Here is a 22754-nt window from a genome sequence, read left to right as displayed (position 1 = left end):
AGGAACTGACGGCCGCGGCGCCGGTCGGCGGGCGCCCTGCGGGCGTGCGCACCGGGCATCCGCCCCGATGTCAGGCCGCCCTCGGCCCCTTCGCGGTGAACGCGTCGGCGTGGTCGCGGGCGAAGTCCGCCACGCTCCGGGGCCGCCGGCCGGTGACGTCCTCGACATCGGTGGTGGTGAAGTCTCCCCAGCCGCAAGCGTATGCCTGCGCGTACTCGGTCAGCATTCCGACGATCCATGCGGGCACGCCGAACCCGAGCAGACGCGCCTCGCGTTCGTCGTCCGTGGTCGGGACGTAGCGGATCGGGGTTCCGAGTACCCGCTCGAATTGCTCCGCCACCTCGGCGAAGCCGATCGATCGGGGCCCGGTGGGGGTGTAGATCCTTGCGTGGTGGAGGTTCGGGCCGTCGGTGAGTACCTTCGCCGCGAGTTCGGCGATGTCGCGTGCGTCGACCATGCCGAGGCGACCATCCGCCGTATTGAGTCGGAACGTGCCCTCGGTCGCGATGTCGTCGGCCTCGTTGAGCAGGTTCTGCATGAACCAGTGGGGTCGCAGGATCGTCCAGCCGAGGCCGGACCGTTCGACCTCGTGGTCCGACAATGCGTGCAGGCGCCCGCTGCGGGTCGGGGCGTCGTGGGCCGCGTGCACCGCCGACAGGCGCACCACGCGCTCGATGTTCGCCTGACGAGCGGCCCAGATCGCGTTCATGTTGTTCTCGCACGCGCGTGGACCGTTGGGGGTCAACATCCAGAGGTCGTGGACGCCCTCGAAGGCCGGCGGCAGGGAGCGTGGGTCGTCGAGATCGCCGATGAAGGTCTCGACACCGCGTGCCCGCAGTGTTTCCGCCTTCGACGGGTCGCGGAGCAGCGCCCGCAGCCGAAAACCGGAGTCGTCGAGCGCGTCGATCAAGGCGCCGGACACGGTGCCGGTGGCTCCGGTGATCAGCAGGGTGCGGTTCAATGTTCTTTGTCCTTCGTGGGATGAAATGCCTTGGGATCAGCGAGGTGCGGCGGGGCTCCTGCGGAACAGGGAGAGGGCGGCGTCGGGGGTGAGCTGTGCGGCTGCGATCGACAGCAGGGCGAGCGCGAACCCGACACCCTGGAGCGGAGTGAGGGACTGATCCAGCACCAGCCAACCCAGCGCGGTGGCCACCGCCGGTGACAGCAGGGTCAGGAACGAGACGGCCGTGACCGGGAGTCGGCCCAGGCCCTGGAACCACAGCGAGTGCGCGAGCGCCGTGGCGAGGACGGCCAGCCAGGCGTATCCGCCGAGCGCCGCGGCGTCCGGTGCCGGGGGCAGCCCCTCGACGGCGAGCGCGACCGGTGCGAGCAACAGGCCACCCGCGGTGAGCTGCCAGCTGGTGAAGGCCAGTGTCCCGGCGCCCGGCGGACGCCCCCAGCGCTTGGTCAGTACGACCCCGACCGCCATCGATGCGGCGCCGCCGAGGCCGGCGAGTATGCCGATCAGGTCGAACGAGATCTGCCCGCGGAGCACGATCAGGCCGACGCCGACCACGCCGGCCACGCCCCAGCCGAGCTGCCATCGCGTCGGTCGCACGCCCAGCAGCACGAGGGCGATTGCCGCGACCAGGAGCGGCTGTACGGCGCTGAGCGTGGCCGCGACATCCCCGGGCAGCCGGTAGGCCGCGACGAACAGCAGCGCGAACAGTGCCCCGATGTTCAGCGCGCCCAGTACGGCCGAGCGCCACCACCAGTCGCCACGCGGCAGCGTCCGGGAGATCAGGAGCAGGAGCAGGCCCGCCGGAAGCGCCCGGATCACCCCGGCGCCCAGCGGAACGCCCGAGGGCAGGTATTCGGTGGTCACCAGGTAGGTCGTGCCCCAGGTCACCGGGCCCACGGCGGCGAGGCCGGTGAACCCCCAGGTGTGCGGGGGGCTCTTCGCGGCGGTGGGGCCGGCGACCTCACGAGTTTGGGCCATCGCCCATCCTTTCAACGTTGAACTGTTCAACGTTGGTGAAGGTAGTGCTCCTGTTAGCATCAGGTCAAACAGTTCAACGTTGAGGAGTGGCGTGCGAGACAACGTCGACTGGCGGCTGGACCAGTGGAGAGTCGAGCGACCCGACATCGACCCCTCACCGATGGGTGTGGTCGGCCGGATCCAGCGCGCCTCCCGCTTCCTGGACCGCGAGCTGCATCGGAACTTCGGCACCCATGGCCTGCAACTGTGGGAGTTCGACGTGCTGGGCACCCTCCGCCGGGCCGGGTCGCCCTACCGGCTGACCACGGGCGCTCTCGTCGACGCGTCCATGGTCACCTCCGGCGCGATCACCAACCGCATCGACAGACTGGTCGCCAGGGGATTGGTGACCCGCGAAACCGATCCCGCCAATCGGCGCTGTGTCCTGGTCACCCTGACCGATCAGGGCCGTGAACTCGTCGACGAAATCCTGGGCGATCACGTCGACTTCGAGAAGGAACGCCTGACACCGCTGAGCCCCACCGAACAGGAGCAGTTGGCCGGGCTGCTGCGCAAACTTCTCGTCGGCCTCGGCGACGGGGCAGCGGAGCAGAGCCCGCCGTGAGTCGGGGGCGGCTTTTGCCGGGATCGATTATTCGATTCCCTGGTCGCGCAGGCCGCATTCGAACTCCTGGAGGCGTTGCGGCAGCGGTTCGGTCGCCGAACCGCCCTCCGTGGTGGGGCCGGAGTCCGGAGTTGCCGGACTCGGCTGAGGCCAGGCATCGAGGGCATAGAGGACGTCGAAGTCGCAGAGGTCCATCCAGCCGATGGGGTGGTCGGGATCGTGCTCCGCGTCGCCGAGCAGGACGGCCGCGGTGCCTTCGTGCGGGCGGAGGTCGAGGGCATGGCGCACGGCGAGCACGCGGACCAGGCCCGGGGAGAAGTCGGCCGTGGGCGCGAAGTCCGCGCGTAGGCGCCAGGTTTGCCCGGCTTCGGCGATCAGCCAGGGCGAACCGTCGGCGAGCCGCTCGCACGCCACGCGGGTGGCCGCCGCCCGGCTGAGGAGATCGTCGGTCATGAAGGCGTCGATCCACGCGTTGACGAGGGCCCCGGCGGCCTGGGCACCGAGGATTTGATCGATGTGCTTGTCGTCGGGGCTCACGAGAGTCTCCTGAGGTGACGGCCTTCGGAAAAGGCGCTGTGTGGACGGCGATCGGGTGCGGGTGGGCGGTGGATCCGAGTGACGATGGCGGGTTCGGCGAGGTGGTGCGGATCGTGTGTGAATTGCGTGAACGCCGCGGGCGGCGGTGCCGGATCGTCCGCCGACCGGCATCCGATCCGGGACAACACGAGCGATGGCGAGACCCATACCGGCGAGGAGTGTGATCCTGTCGGCACCGTGCAAAGGGAGCGATCGCCGCTCGGCGCGGGCCGAGGTCGAGGGGCGTGCGTGGGTGCGGTGCGTGCGTGGGTACCGCGCATGTCGGCCCCTACTTGAATACGAATCCCGGATCCGCCCGGTTGCCCCATGCGGCGCTTCTTCTTCGCCGGAACCGGCGCGGCCGCGTGATCACCGCCGCCCGGACGCCGCGTTCGGGAGCATACGTGCGTTCCGGGACGCGCTCGATCACGACGAACTCGTACGAACGGGCCGTGCCCGCACGGATGCGAGCGCCGCCGGTATCGGCCACGTGAGAGCCTGGCATCGGTCGCGCCGAGATCGGTAGCGGCGCACCGGCGGCGCACACGAGTTACCCGCATCAATCGGGAGCGCACCGGGGGAGGCGCCGAGGAACGGCTCCGCCCGGGAGAGGATCACCAACGACCGGCACATCGCCACGCCGCTCCCACGCCGCGGCCGGCGGCAGGCCGGGCGCACACACGGTCGCCGGGCGCCGGGGACGGCGCCGGCTGCGGGGCGGGTTCGGTTACGGGGCGCTTTTGGCGGCGTCGATGGCTGCGGTGACGTCCTCGATGGTGACCAGGCCGTCCCTCGCCCTCAGGGTGACGCCGTGTTCCCGCTCCAGGTTGAGGAGCAGTTCCGCCTTCTGGATCGAATCGAACCCGAGGTCGGCTTCCAGGTTCGTCGTCCCGGTGATGTCGTGCATGCTGACCCAGGCCAGATTGGCTGCGGTCGCGATGACGGCCTTCTCGATTGTGGTCAACTCGTGCTCCAGGGTTCGCTGCCGAGCGAGCAGCCCGGCCTTCGAAGCCGTGCTCCTGCGACCGGTGCGGCGGTGCACGGCCCGTTCAGGACAAGGATCTCACGATCCCGTCGGCGCCAAACAACGATTGGGTGTCTCAATGCTCCCGTTACGGCAACGCCGCCGATGATCGAGTACAGAACAAACCCCGGTGACTGTGCGGTCGGCCGCGTGGGAGTGGGAGATGTCGACGCGAATGAAAAGGGTTCCGTCCTGTAACCGAACGGTTCGATCCTGCTACTCTTCGGCGCAGAATGCGGAAGTGGGTTCCCGGGGGAGGATTCCGATGGTCGAGGCAATGTCCGAAGACAAGAATATCGAGACCGTGACGCTCGGTCCCGGCTGTTTCTGGTCCTTTGACGCGGTGGCGCGCCGAACCCCCGGGATCATTTCGAGCGTCGCGGGATACGCCGGGGATCACGGCCCGCCGCCGGACTACGAGGCATACGTACGCCACGGACTCAACCCGCAGAAATTCGTCGAGGCGGTACAGCTGACGTTCCGGCCCCACGAGATCTCCTTCGAAGAAGTGCTGATCTTCTTCTTCCGGAGCCATGACCCGACCACGCCGAACCAGAGCGGCGCGGATCACGGCTCCATCTACCACTCGACGATCTTCTACGCGGACGAGGAACAACGCGTGCGTTCGGAGAAGGTCATGGATTCGGTACGGCGGCAACTCGGCCGCGATATCGTCACCGACCTGCGGTCGTACGGGCAGTTTTTCGAGGCGGAATCCGACCAGCAGGACTTCTACAACAACCATCGTTTCGAGCCGTATTGCCGGGTGGTAATCGAACCGAAGCTCCGCACGCTGGGGCTGGACGTCGACTGAGCACCTGCCGCCCCACCTGCCGCGTCCCGTGGGTGCGGCACGATCCGACCGGAGGCCGCGGCCGTTGTCGTGACGGCCGTGGCCGGCGCCTCAGGCGGCGGCTGATGCGAAGCCCTTGCGGTGCTTCTCTGCCTCTCAATACAATGTCACACCTTATTGAGGTGTTGTCCGGCGGCGACGGCGTCGTTCCGGCGGTCCACCGGGGAAGCGCACACTCCCACCGTCGAGGAAGGCGTTCGCATGATCACCATCGACCCGCCGATCGCGTGCCGTTTGGCATGCCCGTTCCGTACGGAGGCGGCGAGTTGAACGCCCAGTCGAGCGCCGAGCCCGTGGTCATCGACACCGTCGACTACCACACCGCCGGCGAACCCTTTCGGATCGTCTCCCGCGGCCTGCCCGTCATCGCCGGCGACACCGTCGCCGAGCGCCGCGCGATCGCCCTCGGCGCGGGCGGTACCGCCACCGCCCCGCGTCCGGGGCCGCTCGACGACATCCGCCGGCTGCTCACCCACGAACCGCGCGGACACGGCGGCATGTACGGCGGCTTCGTCGTACCCCCCGACGACAACGAGGCACACCTGGGAGTGCTCTTCTGGCACAAGGACGGCTACTCCACCGCCTGCGGCCACGGCACCATCGCGCTCGGCGCGTGGGCCGTGGAGTCGGGGCTGGTCGCGGCACCCGCGGACGGTCCGGCACGGGTGTACATCGACGTACCCTCCGGCCGAGTCACCGCCATCGTCCACCGCCGAGCCGGTCGCACCACCTCGGTGACCTTCCGCAACGTGCCCACCGGCATCGCCGCCAGGAAGATCCCGGTGGCCACCTCCCGCGGACTGGTGCGCGTCGACCTCGCCCACTCCGGGGCGTGCTACGCCTCCGTCTCCGCGACTTCGCTCGGCCTCGCCGTCACCCCGGAGCGACTCCCCGAAATCACCGCGATCGGCCGGGAGATCCGCGCCGCCCTCGCGGACGAACCCGCCACCCGGCACCCCGACGATCCGCGACTCTCCGGCGTCTACGGAGTCATCCTCCACGAGGAACTCCCGGCCACTTTGGCAGGACCCAACCAACGCAACGTCACCGTGTTCGCGGACGGACAGATCGACCGATCCCCCTGCGGCTCGGGGACCTCCGCCCGGCTGGCCCTGCTGGCCGACAGCGGTCTGCTCGGGCCGGACGACGAACTGCGCCACGAATCCATCATCGGTACGGTCTTCACCGGCAAGGTCGTCGCAGCCCACCCCGCAGGAGTGATCACCGAGGTCACCGGCACGGCACGACGCACCGGCGAGCACCGCTTCATTCTCGATGCCGACGACACCCTCGGAACCGGATTCCTCCTGTGACGGCGGATCAACTCCCGACGATCCCGGTCGAGTTGACGCCGATCGAGGCCGTCGAGACGATCGAGCACACGCTGCTGGCGGGGCTGGATCCCGAGCGTGTCCCGCCGCGTTCGAGCGTCGCCGTGCCCGCCGGGGAGCTGCTGCTGATGCCCGCGGCCGGGTCGTCGCACGTGGGCGTCAAGATCGCCGGAGTGGCCGCCGGCAACCCGGCCAGGGGCCTGCCTCGCATCACCGGCACCTACCTGCTGCTGGACGGACCCACGCTCCAGCCACTGGCCCTGTTCGACGGCGCCACGCTCACCGCCGTGCGGACCCCCGCCGTCACCGCCGTCGCCATGCGCCGCCTCGCGGTTCCGGACGCCTCGCACCTGGTGCTGTTCGGCACCGGCCCCCAGGCCTACGGGCACCTGCACGCGATGGCCGCCATCCGTCCGCTGACCCGGCTCACCGTGGTCGCCCGCAGTGCCGCCCCCGCCAGGGCACTGGCCGACCACGCCCGCTCACTGGGCCTCGCGGCGACGATCGGCAAGCCGGACGCGGTGGCCGACGCCGACCTCGTGGTGTGCGCCACCACGGCGCGCACTCCGCTCTTCGACGGCACCCTGGTGCCCGCCCACGCGGCCGTTGCGGCGGTGGGTTCCCACGAACCGACCGCACGCGAGGTGGACACCGCGCTGGTACGTCGCTCCGCGGTGTACGTCGAGGCCCGCGGCGCCGCGTCCCGGGAAGCCGGGGACCTGCTGGTCGCCGGGTGGGACGAGGTCTTCGACGGGGAATCCGGGCCGGGCAACCTCGCGGAGTTGGTGCACGGGCGGATCGCCGTTCCCGACGACCGGCCGCGCCTGTTCAAGAGCGTGGGCATGTCCTGGGAGGACCTGGCCGTCGCGGTCGCGCTGCACCGTCGCAGCCTGATCGATCCCGACGCTCCACAGTTGCCGCAATCCCGGGCTGCGCAGGGATAGTTCGCGGATCAGACCGGGGTCGGTGCGGTGGTCAGGGTGGTCAGGTGACGTAGGGCGTGGGCCGCTGAGGGCCCGGCCGGTGTCACCGGCGGCAGTGCGAGGACGGCTGCCGCGAGGAGGTGAAGCTCCGTGTGGGACGGGCTGTCAGTGACCCGGCGCGTCCGCGTCGCAGGCGGGTTGCCCCGCGGCGGGTCGAGGTGCGGCAGGCCCGGGCACGGCGCCGAAGTTGCGGGCGCGGTCGGTGTAGGTGGTGATGGCCTGCCACAGGTCGCGGCGGTCGACGTCCGGCCAGCGGGTGTCGCTGAAGTGCAGTTCGGCGTATGCGGCGTGCCAGGGCAGCAGGTTCGAGGTGCGGCGTTCGCCGCCGGTGCGCCACAGGAGGTCGACGTCCGGCAGGTCGGGTAGGGCCAGGTGGGCGGCGAACATGCGCTCGCAGATGTGCGCGGGGTCGATCCGGCCCGCGGCGGCGGCTCGGGCCAAGGAGGCGGCGGCCTGGGTGAGTTCGATCCGGCCGCCGTAGTTGATGCACAGGGTCAAGGTCAGGCCGGTGCGTTCGCCGGTGCCGTGTTCCAGTCGGACCAGCTTTTCCAGGACGTCCTGGGGCAGTCCCTCGACGGAGCCGGCCCAGCGCACGCGGATGTCGTGGTCGAGGACGGTCTCTTCGACCATGTCGTCGCGTACGAGCGCGAGCAGGCCGTCGATCTCCTCGGGTCGGCGGCGCCAGTTCTCCGTGGAGAAGGCGTAGAGCGTCAGGTGGCGCAGGCCGACTTCCAGGGCGCCGTGGACGACGTCCTGCATCGATTTCCCGCCCGCGCGGTGGCCTTCGGTGCGGGGGAGACCCCGGTCGGTGGCCCAGCGGCCGTTGCCGTCCATCACGACGGCCACGTGCCGGGGGAGCCGGTGCGCGGGCCAGGTCGGTGGGCGGGTGCCCGAGGAATGCGGCCGGGGAGGCGCCGGAGCGTCGGAGCGGGGGGCCGGCAGCAGGCCGGCCAGGGTCGGTGCGCGCGATGTCGTGCCCTCCTGTCGAGAGTGCGCGGGGGCGATCGGCGTGAGGAACTTCCAGGCGACGTGAGCCTTCAGCCGGGCCGGGAGGAAGATGCGCCAGGTCGCCGTGCGGGGCAGGCGGGGTTTGCGGCGCAGCAGCTCGATCCCGGTGCGTTCGATGCGGTCCAGGCGCAGCCGGCCGATGTCGGTCACCGCACGCGCCACCACCGCGAGTGCGGGGGGCAGTTCCCGGAACAGGTCGGGCTGGACGAGCCAGGTCCGGGCCTGTGCGGCCAGCCGGCCGATCAGGGCCTCGACGGGTGTATCCGTCGCGCCGTTCGGGGCGCGGTTCCGTGGCGCGCTTCGAGCGGCGCTCGCGAGGTCTGCTGCCGTGAGGGCGTGGTCGGCGAGGATCTCCATGGGCATGGTGATCCGGCCCTGGGCGAGGTCCTCCGCGAGGTCTTCGAGGTTGTCGATGATGCTGAGGGCGTCCACCCACTGCCGGGCGGCCTCCAGGTAGCGCAGCCGCAGGGGCAGATACAGGCCCGCGGCGGCCAGCAGCGCCGCGCCCTGGGCGAAGAAGGAGGTGTTGACGGCCTGGGAGTAGGTGCTCCACGCCTGCCAGGTGGGATGCGTACGGCCGTCGATGTCCGCGCGGGTCGCGGCGAAGGCCGCCGACAGGCCGTCGGTCGGCAGATCCCAGGTCCGCATCGTGTGTACCAGGGCGCGACGTACCGGGTCGGCGCTGTCACCGCGCCGCAGGTCCTCGTGGAACGCGGTGGTCCAGGCGTCGAACAGCGCCCCTCTGCCGGTGGGCTCGCCGGTGTCGGCGATGTCGTCCAGCACCCGGCCGGCCGCGTAGATCGCCCACAGCGCCGGTCGTAACGCCGGTGGCATCAGCTGGGCCGTTCGGTACTCCGTACCGCCCGCCCTGCGGATCGCCGTGCGGCACGCATCGTAGGCTTCGACGAGACGCGGGTCGTCGATCGCGGCCGCGCGGTGGACGGAGCGGGGACGGGGCATGGGACTCCTCGGCCGGACGTGACGGTATCCGCCGGGCGGCGGGCACATCGATGCTGGTCGGGCGCACCCCCGAAGGCGGAGACCACACGGATCCCACCCGACTCCGGGCAACGCCCCTGCCACCACGCGGCGTTGGCGTATCGACCCGAACACGGGAAGAGACAACCGGCTATCGGCGCGCCGTGTCCCGCGGATGGGTCAAAGATGCCTCGTAGGGGTGACGTCGCCAGGGCCGAACGGGTGACAGGTGATCGGTATCGGGAGGTCGATCAGGTGTGTCGACCATACGTGCGCGGCGTTTCGCGGCCGCTGATCCGGGTGACGTGCTCTCCGCTCGCGATGACCACGAACGGGTGCGCGACGGTGGTTGGCTCGGTGCTCAGGCGCAAGGCACCTTCGGTGCCCGTGTCCAGGACGGGGCCGTTGTCGATGATGGCGCTCCAGGTGCGAGGGAGAATTTCGCCGTCGATCGGCCAGTCGAAGAGGTCGAGTCCGACCTCGATGTCGCCGTGACCGGGGATCGTGAGGTGTCCGGTGGCCTGATGGATCTCCATCATCCGAGTCTGCGTCGGTCCGCACGATCCCGCCGGCGTACGGATCTCAGCTGCTCGCCGCGTTGCGGTCGACGGAGGAGAGGGGTGGGGCGATGTCCTCGAGGGAGCGGCGTTCGGCGTCGATGGCGAGGAACGCGGCGACGATGCCCGCGGCGAGCATGAGGCCGGCGCCGACGCAGAAGGCGAGGACGGTGTCCGCGACGTCGCCGGACTTGGTCAGGTCGGAGAAGACCAGGGGGCCGGAGATGCCGCCCGCCGCGGTGCCGACCGCGTAGAACAGCGCGATGGCCGACGCGCGGGCCTCCATCGGGAAGATCTCGGAGACGGTCAGGTAGGCGCTGCTCGCACCGGTGGAGGCGAGGAACAATACGACGCACCAACACGCGGTCAGCGTGGTCGCGTTCAGGTGGCCGGCCCCGAACAACCAGGCGGTGGCGAAGAGGGCGACGGCACTGCCGATGTAGGTCGAGGTGATCATCACCCGTCGACCGAGCGAGTCGAACAGTGGACCGAGCAGCAACGGGCCGAGCAGGTTGCCGACCGCGATGACGGCGAAGTAGTAGCCGGCGCGGTTGCTCGGCACGTCGTAGAAGGTCTCCAGGATCGACGCGAAACCGAAGGTGATGGCGTTGTAGAGGAAGGCTTGTCCGATGAACAACGACAGGCCCAGGACCGAACGGCGCGGATGCTCCCGCACCACGCTGCGTGCGATGGCACCCAGGCCGGTGGCCTTGCTCGTGTCGATGGTCAGTTCGCCGTGCGGTTCGGGCAACGTGCGGCGATCGCCGGTGCCCTTCGCGGTCTCGGCCACCACCTCCCGCTCGACGTCGGCGACCAGTTCTTCGGCCTGCTCGCCGCGGCCGTGTAGGTAGAGCCAGCGCGGCGATTCGGGGACGTGTCGGCGGACCAGCAGGATGACCAGGCCGAGCACGACACCGAGGGCGAAGGTCAGGCGCCAGCCGAGGTCGGCGGGGAAGAGCGAGGTGTCCAGCATCAGGACGGACAGCAGTGCGCCGCAGGCGGCTCCGGCCCAGTAGGTGCCGTTCACGGCCAGGTCGACCCGGCCTCGGTAGCGGGCCGGCATCAGCTCGTCGATGGCGGAATTGATCGCCGCGTACTCGCCGCCGATGCCCAGGCCGGTGATGAACCGGAATAGGAAGAACATCCAGGCCTGGCCGGACAGCGCGGTCAGCGCGGTGCCCGCGAGGTAGACGGCGAGCGTGACCATGAACAGTTTCCTGCGGCCGAATCGATCCGTCAGCCAGGCGAAGAGCAGTGCGCCCACACACGCCCCGGCGACGTACATCGCGGCGCCGGGCCCGGTGACCTGAGCCGCGGTGATGTCGAGCCCGCTGTCCGGCTCGGACAAGCGGCCGGCGACGTTGCCGACCACGGTGACTTCGAGACCGTCGAGGATCCAGACCGTGCCCAGACCGATCAGGATCCGCCAGTGCCACCGTGACCAGGGCAATCGGTCCAGGCGGGCCGGGACGTCGGTGCTGAAGGTCGTGGCATCGGCCGGTGTGTGGCTGCCTGGGTTCGTCGCGGTGGGCATCGCGTTGGTCCTCCGATCCGTCGCCCTCGCGGCTGCCCGGGCAGCGGCTCGGGAAACCCCGTCCCATGATCGGCAGTTCAGGCGCAGTGCCCTCCACCGCCGAGGGCGGCAGGTCGGGGGTCTCGCGCAGCCCGGCGAGTCGTCCTGGGTGCAGCGGCGACAACAGGCCGTTGCCGAGGCAGTGGTGCTGCCGGGGCGCATCGTCACCGGCCCGGCTTTCGTCCCGTCGAAGCCGGAGCCTGTTGCCGAGGCCGGCGCCGGTGCAGCCTCACTACTCGCGAACTTCCGCTGTTCATCCGCGAATTCATGTCCTTGCGCTCGGCGAAGGTCGCGCGGTGGGGGTGCGGGTCTGTCGCGTGGCGGCGCGGAAGTGGTGGACCACACGTCCGGCGAATCGGCGGCGATTCGTGCCGAGCAACGCACGTGCCTTGCCGTGATCGCAGACGACCACCGCGGTCGCACCCGCCGTGATCACCCACCAGCCGGCCACGGCAAACGCTCGAGTCACCGGTGCCAGGTCGGCCAACGAGGCGCGCCGAGCCGCGATGTGGTTCACCGACCACTGGGAGGGCGGCGTGGACCACATCGCCGACTTCGCCTCGGACAACCGCGCCGAAGCGCTCGCCGATACTCGCGCACCGAGACGGATATCCGTGATCGCGCCGCCGGGTAGGTAGTCGACGGGTCGTCAGGTGAAGGGCGGTGACAGCGGCCCGAATCCGCCGACCTCGGGACGAGGCCGCGCGTGGGGGGACTTCGCCGAGCGTGCGACGAGCCGCGCGTTTGCAAATACGCAAGCGTGCGACGAGCCGCGCGTTTGCAAATACGCCCCTCGCACGCTCTCCCCGGCGCGGACGAACACGGCACAGCATGTTCAACCCGCACCCTGCCCGGGGCGGACCCAGCGACGAGACGATCGAGGGATGCACATGGCCCAGGACACCCGGCAGCCGCAATCGGCCCGCCCGTTGCGCCGCCGTGCCCGCGGCGACAGACGACGCGCCGCACACGACGCCGCGCGTGCGGCGGGGGACACCACCGCGGCCACCCTGTTCGGAGGCAGCCTCACCCCCGTATGGAGCGGATACCAACGACGCGGCCAATCATCGGAGTTGTCCTTCCTGGGCACGCTGCGCCGGCTGCCGCGGCTGGTCGCCCGATCCCTGCGGCTGGGGTGGCAGGCCGATCAGGGGGCGCTGGTCGTCGTGGTGGTCGCCGAGATCGGCCAGGGGTTGACCGCCGCGTTCGGCCTGTTGGCCACGAATCAGATCCTGCTGGAACTGTTCTCCGCCGGCCCCACACCCGATCGGGTCCGCTCCGCCGCGCCGGCCCTGCTGACCGTGGCGATCCTCGGCTGTCTCGGGGCGCTGTTGAGGGCCGCCTCCACGGCCGCCACCGGCCGGCTGGAGCCGAAGGTCGAACGTGCCGCCGAAATCGAACTCCTGGAGCGGGTCATCCGAGTGGAGATGACCAAGATCGAGGATCCCGAGTTCAAAAAGCTGATGAGCACGGCCCGTTACGGCACCGATGCCAGCCGCCTGATGATCACCTATGGCGTCCAGGTCGTGAACGCTCTCGTGTCGCTGATCGCCGTGGGCACGGTGCTGGCCGTTCTGCACCCGCTGCTGCTGCCGCTTCTCGTGCTGATCATCGTGCCGCAGGGCTGGGGGACGGTGCACTCGGCGCGCCGCAGGTATCGCTCCGTGCTGGCCTGGACGAACCACAGTCGCCAGCAGGCTGAGATCGCCTACTCCCTGTCGCACCACAGCACCGGCCAGGAGATCCGGGTCCACGGTGCCGGGTCCTACCTGCTGCACCACTACCGCGTGATGGCACGCTGCTCCGAAGCGGAGCAGACCCGGCTCGCCCGTGCGGACGCCACGACCGACCTGCTCACCTCGGGACTGTCCGGCGTCGCGTCGGGCATCACGTACGCGACGCTCGCATGGCTCGTCCTCAACGGCCACACCAGTCTCGCGACCTCGGGCACGGCGGTGCTGGCCATTCGGACCGGCACCGCCAATCTCGGCGCGCTCGTCCGGGCGATCAACAGCCTGTACGCGCAGGCCCTGTGGCTCAACGACCTCGAACAGGTCTGCGCCATCGCCGACACCCACGCCATCCCCGACACGGGAGTCTCGCTCGGGCCGCCGACGACGATCGAGGTGCGCAACGTGTCCTTCACCTACCCCGGCCGTGACAAGCCCGCCCTGGACGACGTGACCCTGACCCTGCCCCGGGGCAGGGTCATCGCCCTCGCGGGGGAGAACGGTTCGGGCAAGTCCACCCTCGCCAAGATCCTCGCCGGCCTGTACCTGCCCTCCGACGGGCACGTCCTGTGGGACGGCGTGGACATCCGCGAAGCCGACCGCACCGCCTGGTTCGAGCACATCGGCCTCGTCCAGCAGGACTTCGCGCGCTGGGACCTCACCGCCCGAGCCAACGTCGTCATGGGCCGCCCCGACGTCGCGGCACCCCCGGATCCGATCCGGTTCCAACAGGCGTCCGACTACGCCCAGGCGCACAAGGTCACCGACGAGCTTCCCCGGGGCTGGGACACCCTCCTCGACCAGACCTACGACGGCGGTGTCGAACTCTCCGGCGGCCAATGGCAACGCCTGGCCCTGGCCCGGGCCCGATTCCGCAACGCCCACGTGGTCGTCTTCGACGAACCGACCGCCGCTCTGGACGCGCACGCGGAACACGAGGCGTTCACCCGCATGCGCGAACTCGTGCACGAGGGCGTCACCGTCATCCTGATCACCCACCGGCTCGCCTCCGTACGACGCGCCGACCACATCCACGTGCTCGACCACGGCCGCGTCGCGGAGTCGGGCACGCACGAGGAACTGATGGCCGTCGACGGCCTGTACGCCCGGATGTACAAGATCCAGGCCGACCAATACCGCCAGGAGCACCCGAAGCCGGCGCCGTCCGCGCCGGCCACCGCCCTCGACGGCGACCCGTCCCCGGACTGCCGGTCGTGATCAGCTGTGACGGGGCTCGCGTTCGGTTGCGGTGGGCTTTCGGGAGGGCGGGTGCACGCCCGGCTCGGGTCTCGCCCGGGGCCGGTTCGGCTACTCCGCGCCCGCCGCGGTCCGGCTGCCGCCCGCCTGGTCGTTGTCCTTGAGTGTGCCCCAGCCGTGCCAGCGGTCGATCCGGACCCAGGCGCTGACTCGGCCTCGGTCTCGCTGCGGATATTCCTGGTCGGTGTAGTGCCGGGCCAGCCGGTCGATGTCGACCATGTCCTTGTCGTCGCGGATCTCGTCGATGTGGCCGACGATGCTCAGGTGCGTGTACCAGTTCCCGGTTTCGAGCACGGTGAGGGAGACGCGGGGATCGTTGCGGATGTGTTCGAGCCGCTTACGCCCCTCATCCATGTTGAGCAGGATGCGCCCCTCGTCCCACAGGTACCAGGTCGCCGTGGAGACGGGCTGCCCGTCGGCCCGGAGCGTGGTCACGACTGCGGGATTGGGCTGCCGCAACATCGCGATCGCCTCTTCGGGCAGCGGCGGCTTCGACATGTGTCCTCCTTGTCGGTGTCCGGCCGCGGTGGGAATCGCGGCGAACTCGCCGCACCGGGACCGCAACGAAACACTACTCCCGGGTTCATGGGATTCCGTGAGTGCCGCACGCGAGAACACGGGAACGCGCTCCGGCTGCTCCCGGAAGCACACCCGACGCGCCGTGCGTGCCCGCCTTGCGATCGCGGGCACCCCGACGAACGTTCGAACGCCGCCGCCCGAAACTGCTTTCGGCGCGGGGGGATTGTCGCGACCTTCGGGCGGCGGTGCGGTCAGTGGGCGCTTCGGATCCAGTCCCCGTAGTGCGTGGGTGCCAGGTGGGCGTCCGGTCCCGCGACGAGTACGTCGCCGGGGACGACCGCGAACATACCGGCCGTGGCGTCGGTGACCACGGTGCGGGCGTCGTCGCGTGCGGCCAGCGTGACCCTGCCGAGTTCGTCGAGGGGGAAGACCTCCGGGCCCGCGACGTTGCGGATGCCCTGGAGCGGGGCGCCGGTGGAGACCTCGACGACCGCGTCCACGACGTCGGCGGCGGCGATCGGTTGGACCGGGGTGGAGGGCAGGCGGACGGCGTCGTCGTCGGAGGTCCAGGACAGGACGGCGTCCATGAACTCGAAGAACTGTGTGGCGCGCACGATGGAGTACGGCGTGGGCCCCTGGCGGAGCAGGTCCTCCTGCAGAGCCTTGGCTCGGTAGTAGTCCAGTTGGGGCACCTGGTCGACGCCGACGATCGAGAGGACCATCTGGTGCCGCACGCCGGCCTTCGCTCCCGCTTCGAGCAGGTTGCCCATCGACGTGCGGAAGAAGTCCGGGGACTTCTCGTCGAAGGTGGGCGAGTTCGCCAGGTTGACCACGACCTCGGCGCCCTCCAGCGCCTCCTCTAGGCCCGTTCCGGTGATCAGGTCGACACCGGTGGAGAGCGCCGCCGGGACGGCCTCGTGTCCGATGGAGGTCAGTTTCCGGACCACCTGCGAGCCGATCAGTCCGGTGCCGCCGACGATGGTGAGCTTCACGGCTGTCCTGCCTCTCATCGAGCGCGCTGGGCGCGCGGGCGCATGGGGGCGCGAGGTTCCCGAAGGGCGCACCCAAACTCGGATACATCTTGTCCGTGACAATACTCGGATACTCTTCATCCGAGTCAACCGGAGAAGGGCGAGTGCATGAAGCTGTCGGGCGGGGTGGAGTCGGCTCTGCACTGTTGTGTGGTGCTGACCACGGCGACGGACCCGGTACCCGCTGTACGGCTCGCGGAACTTCACGGCGTCTCCGGCAGCTATCTGGCCAAACAGCTGCAGGCGCTCTCCCGCGCGGGTCTCGTGGGTTCCGTCCAGGGCAAGGCGGGCGGATACGTCCTGACCAAGGCCCCCGAACGGATCACCGTCCTGGACGTCGTCACGGCCGTGGACGGCGCGGAGCCCGCGTTCGTCTGCACCGAGATCCGGCAGCGGGGCCCGCTGGCGATGCCGCCGGAGGCCTGCACCCGGCCCTGCGCGATCGCGCGTGCGATGGCCGCCGCCGACGCTGCCTGGCGCGGGGCCCTACAGGCGATCACCATCGCGGACCTGGCCGGAGGCGTCGACGAGGACTTCGGCCCCACTGCCCTCGCCGGCATCCGCACGTGGCTGAACGGCGCCGCCGACGAGGACACCGCGCCGTCCACCGACTGACCACACCGCGGCCCGTACTCGTACTCACCGCGTGTGTGGGACGAAGGCCTCCCTTGGAGTGGCATCCACGACCCGCCCTCGTGTCTGCCCCGACCTGGGGATTCGTCCGTTTAGGGTGACGGCTGCGCGTTCGGGAGATCGGCTTCCGGCGATGAGGGATCCAGGTGTGTTCGCATGTCGCTCAGCATCCGCAACCAGTTCCAGGGCACCGTGACCTCGGTGACGACCGGCGAGGTGATGGCCACGGTCAAGGTCCGCCTGAACTCCGGCCGCGAACTCACGGCCGCGATCACCGTCGACGCGGTCACCGACCTCGGCTTGGCCGAGGGCGGCGTGGTGCTGGTCCTGGTGAAGTCCACCGAGGTGTCGCTCGCCACCGGCGCCGTCGGCGGTCTGAGCATCCGCAACCGGATTCCCGGCACGGTGACCGCGGTTGCCGTCGGCGGCGCGATGGCCGGCGTCAAGGTCGCCATGGAGGACGGCGAGTTGACGGCCGTCATCACCGCCGAAGCCGCGAAGGAGCTCGGCCTGGCGTCGGGTTCCTCGGTGACCGCCCTGCTCAAGTCGACCGAGGTCGCCCTCGCCTCGGTCTGACCTGATCCGTGCGCCCCTTTGCCTGGACGACCCGGAGCCGTCCCCTGTGTTCACGAGGTCACGAACAAACGTCTGCGGGTTCGCATCGCCCTGCCCGAATCTCGCCCGAAGCGGCAAAGGCGGGAGAGGGAGCGGCCGCGGTTGCGCACACGGCGCGCGCCGACCCGGCTCCCGGACCGGGACCGGCCGAGCCGGCGCGTTGTGCACCATCCGGACGAACCCTGCCCCGGCACCCGGCCCGCGCCGCCGGCCGCGCGCATGGCTGCCGGGATCGTTCGTGGCGGGGCCGGTAAGGCGTCAGGGCGCGGCCGGTGAGGTCATCGCCCGCCGGCTCTGCGCAGTGTGGTCGGCAGGATGCCGCCGCCGTCCACCTCGAAGGCGTAACGCCGGGTGAACCAGGGGGTGTTGGAGTCCATGAAGGTAACCGTGTCGACCCGCTTGATCAACTCCGATTCGGCCGCTGTCCATTCCGCGCAGCCGGCCGTGTCCGACTTGGTCATCGCCAGGCCCGCGAGGCGCCGGTACTCGGGGTTGTCGACGGCACTGAAGTTGAGGCCCTCGGGCGGCTTGGGCCCGGAGTAGAACGGCAGGTTCTGGTCGGGCGTGGGCACCGAGATCGGCGCCCAGGCGACGTCCCACTGGCCGGCCATCAACGTGGAGACGTGGGTCGACTGGGCGGTCTGGGTGGTGCTGACCTTCACGCCGAAGGAGTTCCACTGCCGGACCGCCAACTCGACGGCGGCGATGACCTGACTGCCCTGGTAGCCGGGGTAGGGCACCGAGACGGACAGTTGTCGGCCGTCCTTGGTCCAGCGCCCACCGGACTTCTTCCATCCCGCCGCCTGCAGTGCCTCGGCGGCGCGGGCCGTGTCGTGCGGCGGGAGGTTGGCGGTGATCGAGTCGGTGGGGCAGGGCGGTGTCATCGTGGTGCCGAGCCGGGTCGCGGCCACGCCCTTGCCGCCGGTGGCCACCGCACCGAGCTGCTTGAGGTCGAGCGCGGCGACCAGGGCCCAGCGCACCCGGGCATCGGCGGTGACGCGGTTCGGGGCCTCGTTGAACAACAGCTGGCCGAACGGGTCCCGTTGGATCTCGAATCCGAGGCCGGCCGCGGTCAGGCGGGCGCGATCGGCACCGACGACCCGTGCGATGTCGAGTTGCCCACCCAGCAGCAGGTTGGTCCTGGTGGACTCGTTGCCGACGAACGTGAAGACCACTCGGTCCGGCGTGTCGGCGTTGCCGACACCATCCGGACCCCAGACGTATCCGGGGCGCTTGGTGAAGGTGAAGTGGTCACCCGGCACCACCTCGCTCAGCCGGTACGGACCCGTGCCGTCGGACACCTGGTTCAGCTTCTCCTGCGACCGCATGCCCGAGGGGCAGACCAATTGCACGGTCCCGGCGCTGCGCAGCAGGAACGGGGTGGGCTCCGGGGCCTTCAGCGTCAGGGTGCCCGCGGTGTCGTCCGCGGTGGCGGTGGTGCCGACGGGCACCATCAGACCGGCCATGGGCGACTTGTTGGCCGGGTCGCCGATGTAGTTGTACTGCGCCGCGATCGCGGACGGGGTCAACGGTGTTCCGTCGTCGCACATCACGCCGCGTTTGAGGGTGAAGCCGGCCGTGGTCGTGTCGGCGGTCCACGTCTCGGCGACGCCGGAGGCGATGCGCCCGTCGGGCTGGATGTTGACCAGCGAGTCGTAGGCGAACCGGTTCATCATGAGCGCGCTCGAGGCCAGCGCGGTCAGCGGGTTCATGCCGCCGGGGTCGCCTGCGACCCCGATGGTGACCGTGTTGCCGCCGTCGGCCCCGGCCCCGCTGTCGGTCCCCCCGCACCCGGCAGCCAGCAGTCCCAGCGCGACCGCGGTCACGGCCCCTCGCGAGACGCGTCTCATCGCACACCTCCCGTGAGACGGTCGGCCTTGGCGTGTCCTGCGCCGTTCGCCGCACCCGACTCGACGCCCACCGCCCATCGGCGGTGTTCGGATGGCGCACAAGGCAGTTCGGATCGTCCCAGCACCGGATACCTCCTTGGAAGGCGGCGCGTGCCGCGGAGAATGATCACGTTAGGCAGGCCCCGACAACCTCGAATCGTCGCCGTGCACGAAGAACGGCCGACGATTCTGTAGGCGTCGCCGACGCCCGGCCGGAGCGCCTTCGCGATCCTCGGCACCGGCCGCCCGGTCCGCACGATCACCGGGGGAGTGCCGGGCGCAACGCGAAACGTGGCCCCGGCCCGGATTCGTGTCGACGACGGCTTCCGAAGCCCGACATCGAGGTGACCCCACTTCGAGGTGAATGGGACCGGCCGGCTGGACAGGAATCCGGGTATGGCTCCCTCCCAGCGGTATCTCCAGGACATGTCGGCCGAACTCGACGCGATGGTGGCTCTGTTGCGCGAACTGGTGACCTGCGAATCCCCGTCCGAGGATCCTGTCGCCCTGGACCGATGCGCGGAGTTGCTGGCCGCGGTGGGCACGCGGTTTCTCGGACGCGAACCCGAGCGGGTCGTCCTGGGCGGCATCACGAACCTGGTCTGGCGACCGCGCGGGAGCGGTCCGTTACTGCTCGGGCACTACGACACCGTGTGGCCGTCGGGGACCCTCGCGGAGTTGCCCTTCTCGGCGCGGGACGGGGTCGCCCGCGGCCCGGGCGTATTCGACATGAAGGCAGGCATCGTGCAGATGTTGTACGCCGCCCGGATCTGCACCGCGCGTGATCGCGTCGGGCTGCTCCTGACGGGCGACGAGGAAACCGGTTCGATGACCTCTCGTTCCCTGGTCGAGGAACTCGCCGCCAAGTCCGGCGCCGTACTGGTGGGCGAACCGAGCGCGGACGGCGGCGCGGTCAAGGTCGCACGCAAGGGCGTGGCCCGATTCCGGGTGCGGGTCCGAGGGCGGGCCGCCCATGCCGGCCTGGAACCCGAACTCGGTGTGAACGCGACCGTGGAACTGGCCCACCAGGTGCTCGCGATGTTGTCGGCGGCGCGGACGGACCTGGGCACCACGGTCACCCCCACCGTCGCCGGGTCCGGATCCACCGTCAACACCGTTCCCGAGACGGCGACACTCGACATCGACGTCCGTGGCTGGAGCCGCGCCGAACTCGACCGTGTCATACGGCACATGCAGGGGCCGCGGGCCGTTCTGCCGCAGGCCGAGCTGTTCGTCACCGGCGGCGTCAATCGCTACCCGCTTGAGGAGAGCATGTCCGCCGACCTCCTCGCCCATGTTCGAGCCGCTGCCCGCGAGATCGGCATCCCCGAGCCGGGGTCGGTCCGCTCCGGCGGCGGCTCGGACGGCAACCTCACCGCCGCGATCGGCATCCCCACCCTCGACGGCATGGGCGCCGTCGGAGGCCACCCGCACGCCCGCGGCGAGTTCGTCGACATCACGACCATGCCCGCCCGAACAGCCCTCCTGGCGGCGACACTCGACCGACTCGGCGGCGCCGGGTAGCCGGTCCGACCCGCTGCGTGGCAGCGGGCGCGCGTTCGCACGGGGGCGGCAGTTGCCCACCCCGAGTTCTCCAGGCGCCCGCCGGAGGCACCGACCTCCGCCGGCGGCCGACGGGCTGAACGGTTCGTGTGGTGCCGCCGTCGACGAAAGCACTCCATCGGCGAACACCGGGCGCATGTGGACCAGGTGTTCCTGGACGTGACGCGGGCCGGAGCCGGGGAGCGCCGGGAGGCGCATCGGTACCGCGGGTCGTTGGACGAGGCCACGGGCAAAGGCGAACCGTTGTCGGCCGAGTGAGCCGTGGCTCGGGCGCGGAGCAGTACGAATCGAGCCGGTGTGTCCCGCGATTGCCGGGGAAGTCGTCCCCGCACACCCGGAAGCGCCGACGAAAGGGACGCCATGAGCGAGGGGGACGGCCGGCGCGAAAGCGCGGACGAGCGCGCGGATCGGCGCTGGATCGAACTACTCCAGGAGGTTCGCGTCGTACAGACCGGCGCACAGGTGCTGTTCGGTTTCCTGCTGAGCGTCGTGTTCACCCCGAAGTTCGACACCTTGAGCAATTTCGACAACGGCCTCTACGTGGCTGCCGTCGTCCTCGGTGCGGCCTCGATGGGTGTTCTGGTGTCCGTGGTCTCCCTGCATCGCGCCGTCACGGGACAACACCGCAAACCCCGGCTGGTGCGCGTGGCGAACCACCTTGTCACGGCGGGCGTGGGCCTGTTGGCGTGCACGATCGGCTGCTCGTTGTTGCTGCTGTTGCGCGTGGCCACCGACACCGCGACCGCGGCGGTGCTCACGGCGTCCGCCGCGGCGTGGTTCCTCGGCTGGTGGCTCGTCCTGCCGCTGGTTCTTCGCCTGCGCGAACCGCAGCCGCGGGCACGAGAGAAGAAGCCGGACAGGCAGACGGTCTGAGAGTTGGCCGCACGCCGGCTGCCCGGCGGATCGACGTGCCGCTCGATGCCGCCGGGGGCCGCGCGCCGTTGCGTGCGGCTGTGGCCCCGCCGAAACCTTCGCCGGGGCCACAGCCGCGGTCCGCGAGCGGGTCATGGGAAGGCGAGTGGGGTGAAGAGGTGTGCGGTGTCGGTGACTTCGAGCAGGCGGCGGAGTCTGTCGCCGGGCGCGAGACCGAATCGGGTCCCGGATTCCAGGGCTCTGGCACGAGCGTGGAGCAGGGCGTGCAGACCCGTGCTGTCGCAGAACGTGAGGTTGCGCATGTCCACATCCACCTGACGCGCCCCCGTGTTCAGCGCGATGTCGAGGGCGCGGCGCAGGTTTGGTCCGGTGTCGATGTCGAGTTCACCGCCGATGCGCAGCAGGACCCGGTCGCCGACGATGGTCGCCCGAATACGCAGGTGCTTCGGCGCGGATTCGCGGCGGTCGGTTCGGCGGGTCCCGGGCCGGCCCGGTGGGTGGCACGGGTGGCGGGTGGTGGGGCGTCTTGGGGCCATGACGGGCTTCCCTCCCTCGCATGTCGGGCGGGGACCTCGATCGTTCGGCGGCGGCATGGGATTTCTCTTGGGTCGAGTGGCTCTTGTCTTCGTGGTCTCCAGCATCGGTCGTCGCCGAACGCACGTCAAGGAATTCATGAACTGCAATTCGTGTGTCGAGTTGCCGGAATGATCGCGCCTATGATGGTGGCATGAGCGATGCGGAGCAGTCCCGGCCGTCGTGGACGTTCTTTACCAATCACGCCCGCGTACTCTCGGTGATCGCCCGTGATCCGGGAGTGCGGGTGCGTGACATCGCGGCGGCGTGCCTTCTGACCGAGCGCGCGGTCCAGGCCATCCTGGTGGACTTGGAGGACGGCGGATATCTGACCCGCCGGCGCAGCGGTCGGCGCAACATCTACCAGGTCGTGCCCGGGACCGAGGTACGACATCCGGCCGATCGTGGCCGGGCCGTCGCCGATGCCCTCGACCTGCCCGAACCGGAGTCGCCGAGTGGGACGGCCGCCGACGCGCCTCGGGCCGACACGGGGGAGCAGGAGTTGGGAAGGCGCGATCGCATGGATTCCGGGGGTTGAGCAGCGCACCCCCGCGCGCCCGCCGACCGGCGTGACAGCCACTGTTCGGACAGGGCCGCCGGGGCCCGGGGGGGACGGGGGGGGCGCCCGCCGGCGGCTTGGCCCCG

Annotated in this window: 21 protein-coding genes; 10 read left to right on the top strand and 11 right to left on the bottom strand. The window is 70.3% G+C overall.

From position 1 onward, the window contains the following. Positions 1–70: 70 nt before the first annotated feature. A complete protein-coding gene (locus ABZS54_RS09680; RefSeq protein WP_355532865.1) occupies positions 71–961 on the bottom strand; it encodes an SDR family oxidoreductase in 891 nt (296 codons plus the stop codon). 36 nt (positions 962–997) lie between these two features. Continuing rightward, complete coding sequence (locus tag ABZS54_RS09675; RefSeq protein ID WP_355532863.1) at positions 998–1939, bottom strand: EamA family transporter; 942 nt, start codon at positions 1937–1939, stop codon at positions 998–1000. Positions 1940–2030: 91 nt separating this feature from the next. Between ABZS54_RS09675 and ABZS54_RS09670 the strand changes: the two genes are divergently transcribed. Then, positions 2031–2543 carry a MarR family transcriptional regulator gene (locus ABZS54_RS09670; RefSeq protein WP_355532861.1) on the top strand — a complete coding sequence of 171 codons (513 nt, stop codon included), beginning with the start codon at positions 2031–2033 and terminating at the stop codon, positions 2541–2543. A gap of 27 nt (positions 2544–2570) precedes the next feature. Here ABZS54_RS09670 and ABZS54_RS09665 read toward each other — a convergent pair whose 3' ends face one another. Both ABZS54_RS09665 and ABZS54_RS09660 read right to left on the bottom strand, forming a co-directional pair. Continuing rightward, a complete protein-coding gene (locus tag ABZS54_RS09665; RefSeq protein WP_355532859.1) occupies positions 2571–3080 on the bottom strand; it encodes a hypothetical protein in 510 nt (169 codons plus the stop codon). Between the two features lie 766 nt (positions 3081–3846). Continuing rightward, a complete protein-coding gene (locus tag ABZS54_RS09660; protein ID WP_355532857.1) occupies positions 3847–4083 on the bottom strand; it encodes a phosphopantetheine-binding protein in 237 nt (78 codons plus the stop codon). 325 nt (positions 4084–4408) lie between these two features. Between ABZS54_RS09660 and msrA the strand changes: the two genes are divergently transcribed. From msrA to ABZS54_RS09645, 3 genes are all read left to right on the top strand, one after another. Further along, a complete protein-coding gene (msrA, locus tag ABZS54_RS09655; protein ID WP_355532855.1) occupies positions 4409–4957 on the top strand; it encodes a peptide-methionine (S)-S-oxide reductase MsrA in 549 nt (182 codons plus the stop codon). 278 nt (positions 4958–5235) lie between these two features. Then, complete coding sequence (locus tag ABZS54_RS09650) at positions 5236–6309, top strand: proline racemase family protein (protein WP_355532853.1); 1074 nt, start codon at positions 5236–5238, stop codon at positions 6307–6309. Further along, a complete protein-coding gene (locus tag ABZS54_RS09645) occupies positions 6306–7271 on the top strand; it encodes an ornithine cyclodeaminase family protein (RefSeq protein WP_355532851.1) in 966 nt (321 codons plus the stop codon). Before ABZS54_RS09650 ends, ABZS54_RS09645 begins: the two co-directional genes overlap by 4 nt. Before the next feature lie 144 nt (positions 7272–7415). On the opposite strand, the gene uppS is transcribed toward ABZS54_RS09645, so the two are convergent. From uppS to ABZS54_RS09630, 3 genes are all read right to left on the bottom strand, one after another. Beyond that, positions 7416–9278, bottom strand: coding sequence for a polyprenyl diphosphate synthase (uppS, locus tag ABZS54_RS09640; protein WP_355532849.1), 1863 nt, complete (start codon positions 9276–9278; stop codon positions 7416–7418). Between the two features lie 269 nt (positions 9279–9547). Further along, on the bottom strand, positions 9548–9835 hold the full coding sequence (locus tag ABZS54_RS09635) for a hypothetical protein (RefSeq protein ID WP_355532847.1): 288 nt from the start codon (positions 9833–9835) through the stop codon (positions 9548–9550). Between the two features lie 43 nt (positions 9836–9878). After that, on the bottom strand, positions 9879–11387 hold the full coding sequence (locus tag ABZS54_RS09630; protein ID WP_355532845.1) for an MFS transporter: 1509 nt from the start codon (positions 11385–11387) through the stop codon (positions 9879–9881). 923 nt (positions 11388–12310) lie between these two features. Here ABZS54_RS09630 and ABZS54_RS09625 point away from each other — a divergent pair. After that, positions 12311–14374 (top strand): ABC transporter ATP-binding protein, encoded by a 2064-nt coding sequence (locus ABZS54_RS09625; RefSeq protein WP_355532843.1) that lies wholly within the window; start codon positions 12311–12313, stop codon positions 14372–14374. Positions 14375–14464: 90 nt separating this feature from the next. On the opposite strand, the gene ABZS54_RS09620 is transcribed toward ABZS54_RS09625, so the two are convergent. Continuing rightward, on the bottom strand, positions 14465–14911 hold the full coding sequence (locus ABZS54_RS09620) for a PPOX class F420-dependent oxidoreductase (RefSeq protein ID WP_355532841.1): 447 nt from the start codon (positions 14909–14911) through the stop codon (positions 14465–14467). A 272-nt stretch (positions 14912–15183) separates the two neighbouring features. Beyond that, the gene (locus ABZS54_RS09615) at positions 15184–15924 is read right to left on the bottom strand and encodes an NAD(P)H-binding protein (protein WP_355532840.1); all 741 of its coding nucleotides are present in this window, start codon (positions 15922–15924) and stop codon (positions 15184–15186) included. A 147-nt stretch (positions 15925–16071) separates the two neighbouring features. Between ABZS54_RS09615 and ABZS54_RS09610 the strand changes: the two genes are divergently transcribed. Both ABZS54_RS09610 and ABZS54_RS09605 read left to right on the top strand, forming a co-directional pair. Further along, on the top strand, positions 16072–16578 hold the full coding sequence (locus ABZS54_RS09610) for an Rrf2 family transcriptional regulator (protein WP_355532838.1): 507 nt from the start codon (positions 16072–16074) through the stop codon (positions 16576–16578). 174 nt (positions 16579–16752) lie between these two features. Next, positions 16753–17172 (top strand): TOBE domain-containing protein, encoded by a 420-nt coding sequence (locus tag ABZS54_RS09605; RefSeq protein WP_355532836.1) that lies wholly within the window; start codon positions 16753–16755, stop codon positions 17170–17172. Between the two features lie 317 nt (positions 17173–17489). Here ABZS54_RS09605 and ABZS54_RS09600 read toward each other — a convergent pair whose 3' ends face one another. Beyond that, positions 17490–19061 (bottom strand): ABC transporter substrate-binding protein, encoded by a 1572-nt coding sequence (locus ABZS54_RS09600; RefSeq protein ID WP_355532834.1) that lies wholly within the window; start codon positions 19059–19061, stop codon positions 17490–17492. Between the two features lie 435 nt (positions 19062–19496). Between ABZS54_RS09600 and ABZS54_RS09595 the strand changes: the two genes are divergently transcribed. Next, entirely contained in the window at positions 19497–20624 is a 1128-nt protein-coding gene (locus ABZS54_RS09595; protein WP_355532832.1) for a M20 family metallopeptidase, read from the top strand. 399 nt (positions 20625–21023) lie between these two features. Beyond that, a complete protein-coding gene (locus tag ABZS54_RS09590; RefSeq protein ID WP_355532830.1) occupies positions 21024–21536 on the top strand; it encodes a DUF6328 family protein in 513 nt (170 codons plus the stop codon). 131 nt (positions 21537–21667) lie between these two features. On the opposite strand, the gene ABZS54_RS09585 is transcribed toward ABZS54_RS09590, so the two are convergent. Beyond that, positions 21668–22072 (bottom strand): STAS domain-containing protein, encoded by a 405-nt coding sequence (locus tag ABZS54_RS09585; RefSeq protein WP_355532828.1) that lies wholly within the window; start codon positions 22070–22072, stop codon positions 21668–21670. A 191-nt stretch (positions 22073–22263) separates the two neighbouring features. Between ABZS54_RS09585 and ABZS54_RS09580 the strand changes: the two genes are divergently transcribed. Beyond that, on the top strand, positions 22264–22647 hold the full coding sequence (locus tag ABZS54_RS09580) for a helix-turn-helix domain-containing protein (protein WP_355532826.1): 384 nt from the start codon (positions 22264–22266) through the stop codon (positions 22645–22647). Positions 22648–22754 lie beyond the last annotated feature (107 nt).

This window comes from Embleya sp. NPDC005575 (genome assembly GCF_040605455.1).
Classification (GTDB): domain Bacteria; phylum Actinomycetota; class Actinomycetes; order Streptomycetales; family Streptomycetaceae; genus Embleya.
Note: the sequence above shows the minus strand (reverse complement) of the source record. Positions and strands in the feature narration are given on the sequence as shown.

Bases quoted from the DNA above. Each gene is read 5' to 3' on its own strand.
- ABZS54_RS09675 (WP_355532863.1), bottom strand. From the start codon at position 1,939: ATGGCCCAAACTCGTGAGGTCGCCGGCCCCACCGCCGCGAAGAGCCCC.
- msrA (WP_355532855.1), top strand. From the start codon at position 4,409: ATGGTCGAGGCAATGTCCGAAGACAAGAATATCGAGACCGTGACGCTC.
- ABZS54_RS09650 (WP_355532853.1), top strand. From the start codon at position 5,236: ATGCCCGTTCCGTACGGAGGCGGCGAGTTGAACGCCCAGTCGAGCGCC.
- uppS (WP_355532849.1), bottom strand. From the start codon at position 9,278: ATGCCCCGTCCCCGCTCCGTCCACCGCGCGGCCGCGATCGACGACCCG.
- ABZS54_RS09635 (WP_355532847.1), bottom strand. From the start codon at position 9,835: ATGATGGAGATCCATCAGGCCACCGGACACCTCACGATCCCCGGTCAC.
- ABZS54_RS09630 (WP_355532845.1), bottom strand. From the start codon at position 11,387: ATGCCCACCGCGACGAACCCAGGCAGCCACACACCGGCCGATGCCACG.
- ABZS54_RS09625 (WP_355532843.1), top strand. From the start codon at position 12,311: ATGCACATGGCCCAGGACACCCGGCAGCCGCAATCGGCCCGCCCGTTG.
- ABZS54_RS09620 (WP_355532841.1), bottom strand. From the start codon at position 14,911: ATGTCGAAGCCGCCGCTGCCCGAAGAGGCGATCGCGATGTTGCGGCAG.
- ABZS54_RS09610 (WP_355532838.1), top strand. From the start codon at position 16,072: ATGAAGCTGTCGGGCGGGGTGGAGTCGGCTCTGCACTGTTGTGTGGTG.
- ABZS54_RS09605 (WP_355532836.1), top strand. From the start codon at position 16,753: ATGTCGCTCAGCATCCGCAACCAGTTCCAGGGCACCGTGACCTCGGTG.
- ABZS54_RS09600 (WP_355532834.1), bottom strand. From the start codon at position 19,061: ATGAGACGCGTCTCGCGAGGGGCCGTGACCGCGGTCGCGCTGGGACTG.
- ABZS54_RS09595 (WP_355532832.1), top strand. From the start codon at position 19,497: ATGGCTCCCTCCCAGCGGTATCTCCAGGACATGTCGGCCGAACTCGAC.
- ABZS54_RS09590 (WP_355532830.1), top strand. From the start codon at position 21,024: ATGAGCGAGGGGGACGGCCGGCGCGAAAGCGCGGACGAGCGCGCGGAT.
- ABZS54_RS09585 (WP_355532828.1), bottom strand. From the start codon at position 22,072: ATGGCCCCAAGACGCCCCACCACCCGCCACCCGTGCCACCCACCGGGC.
- ABZS54_RS09580 (WP_355532826.1), top strand. From the start codon at position 22,264: ATGAGCGATGCGGAGCAGTCCCGGCCGTCGTGGACGTTCTTTACCAAT.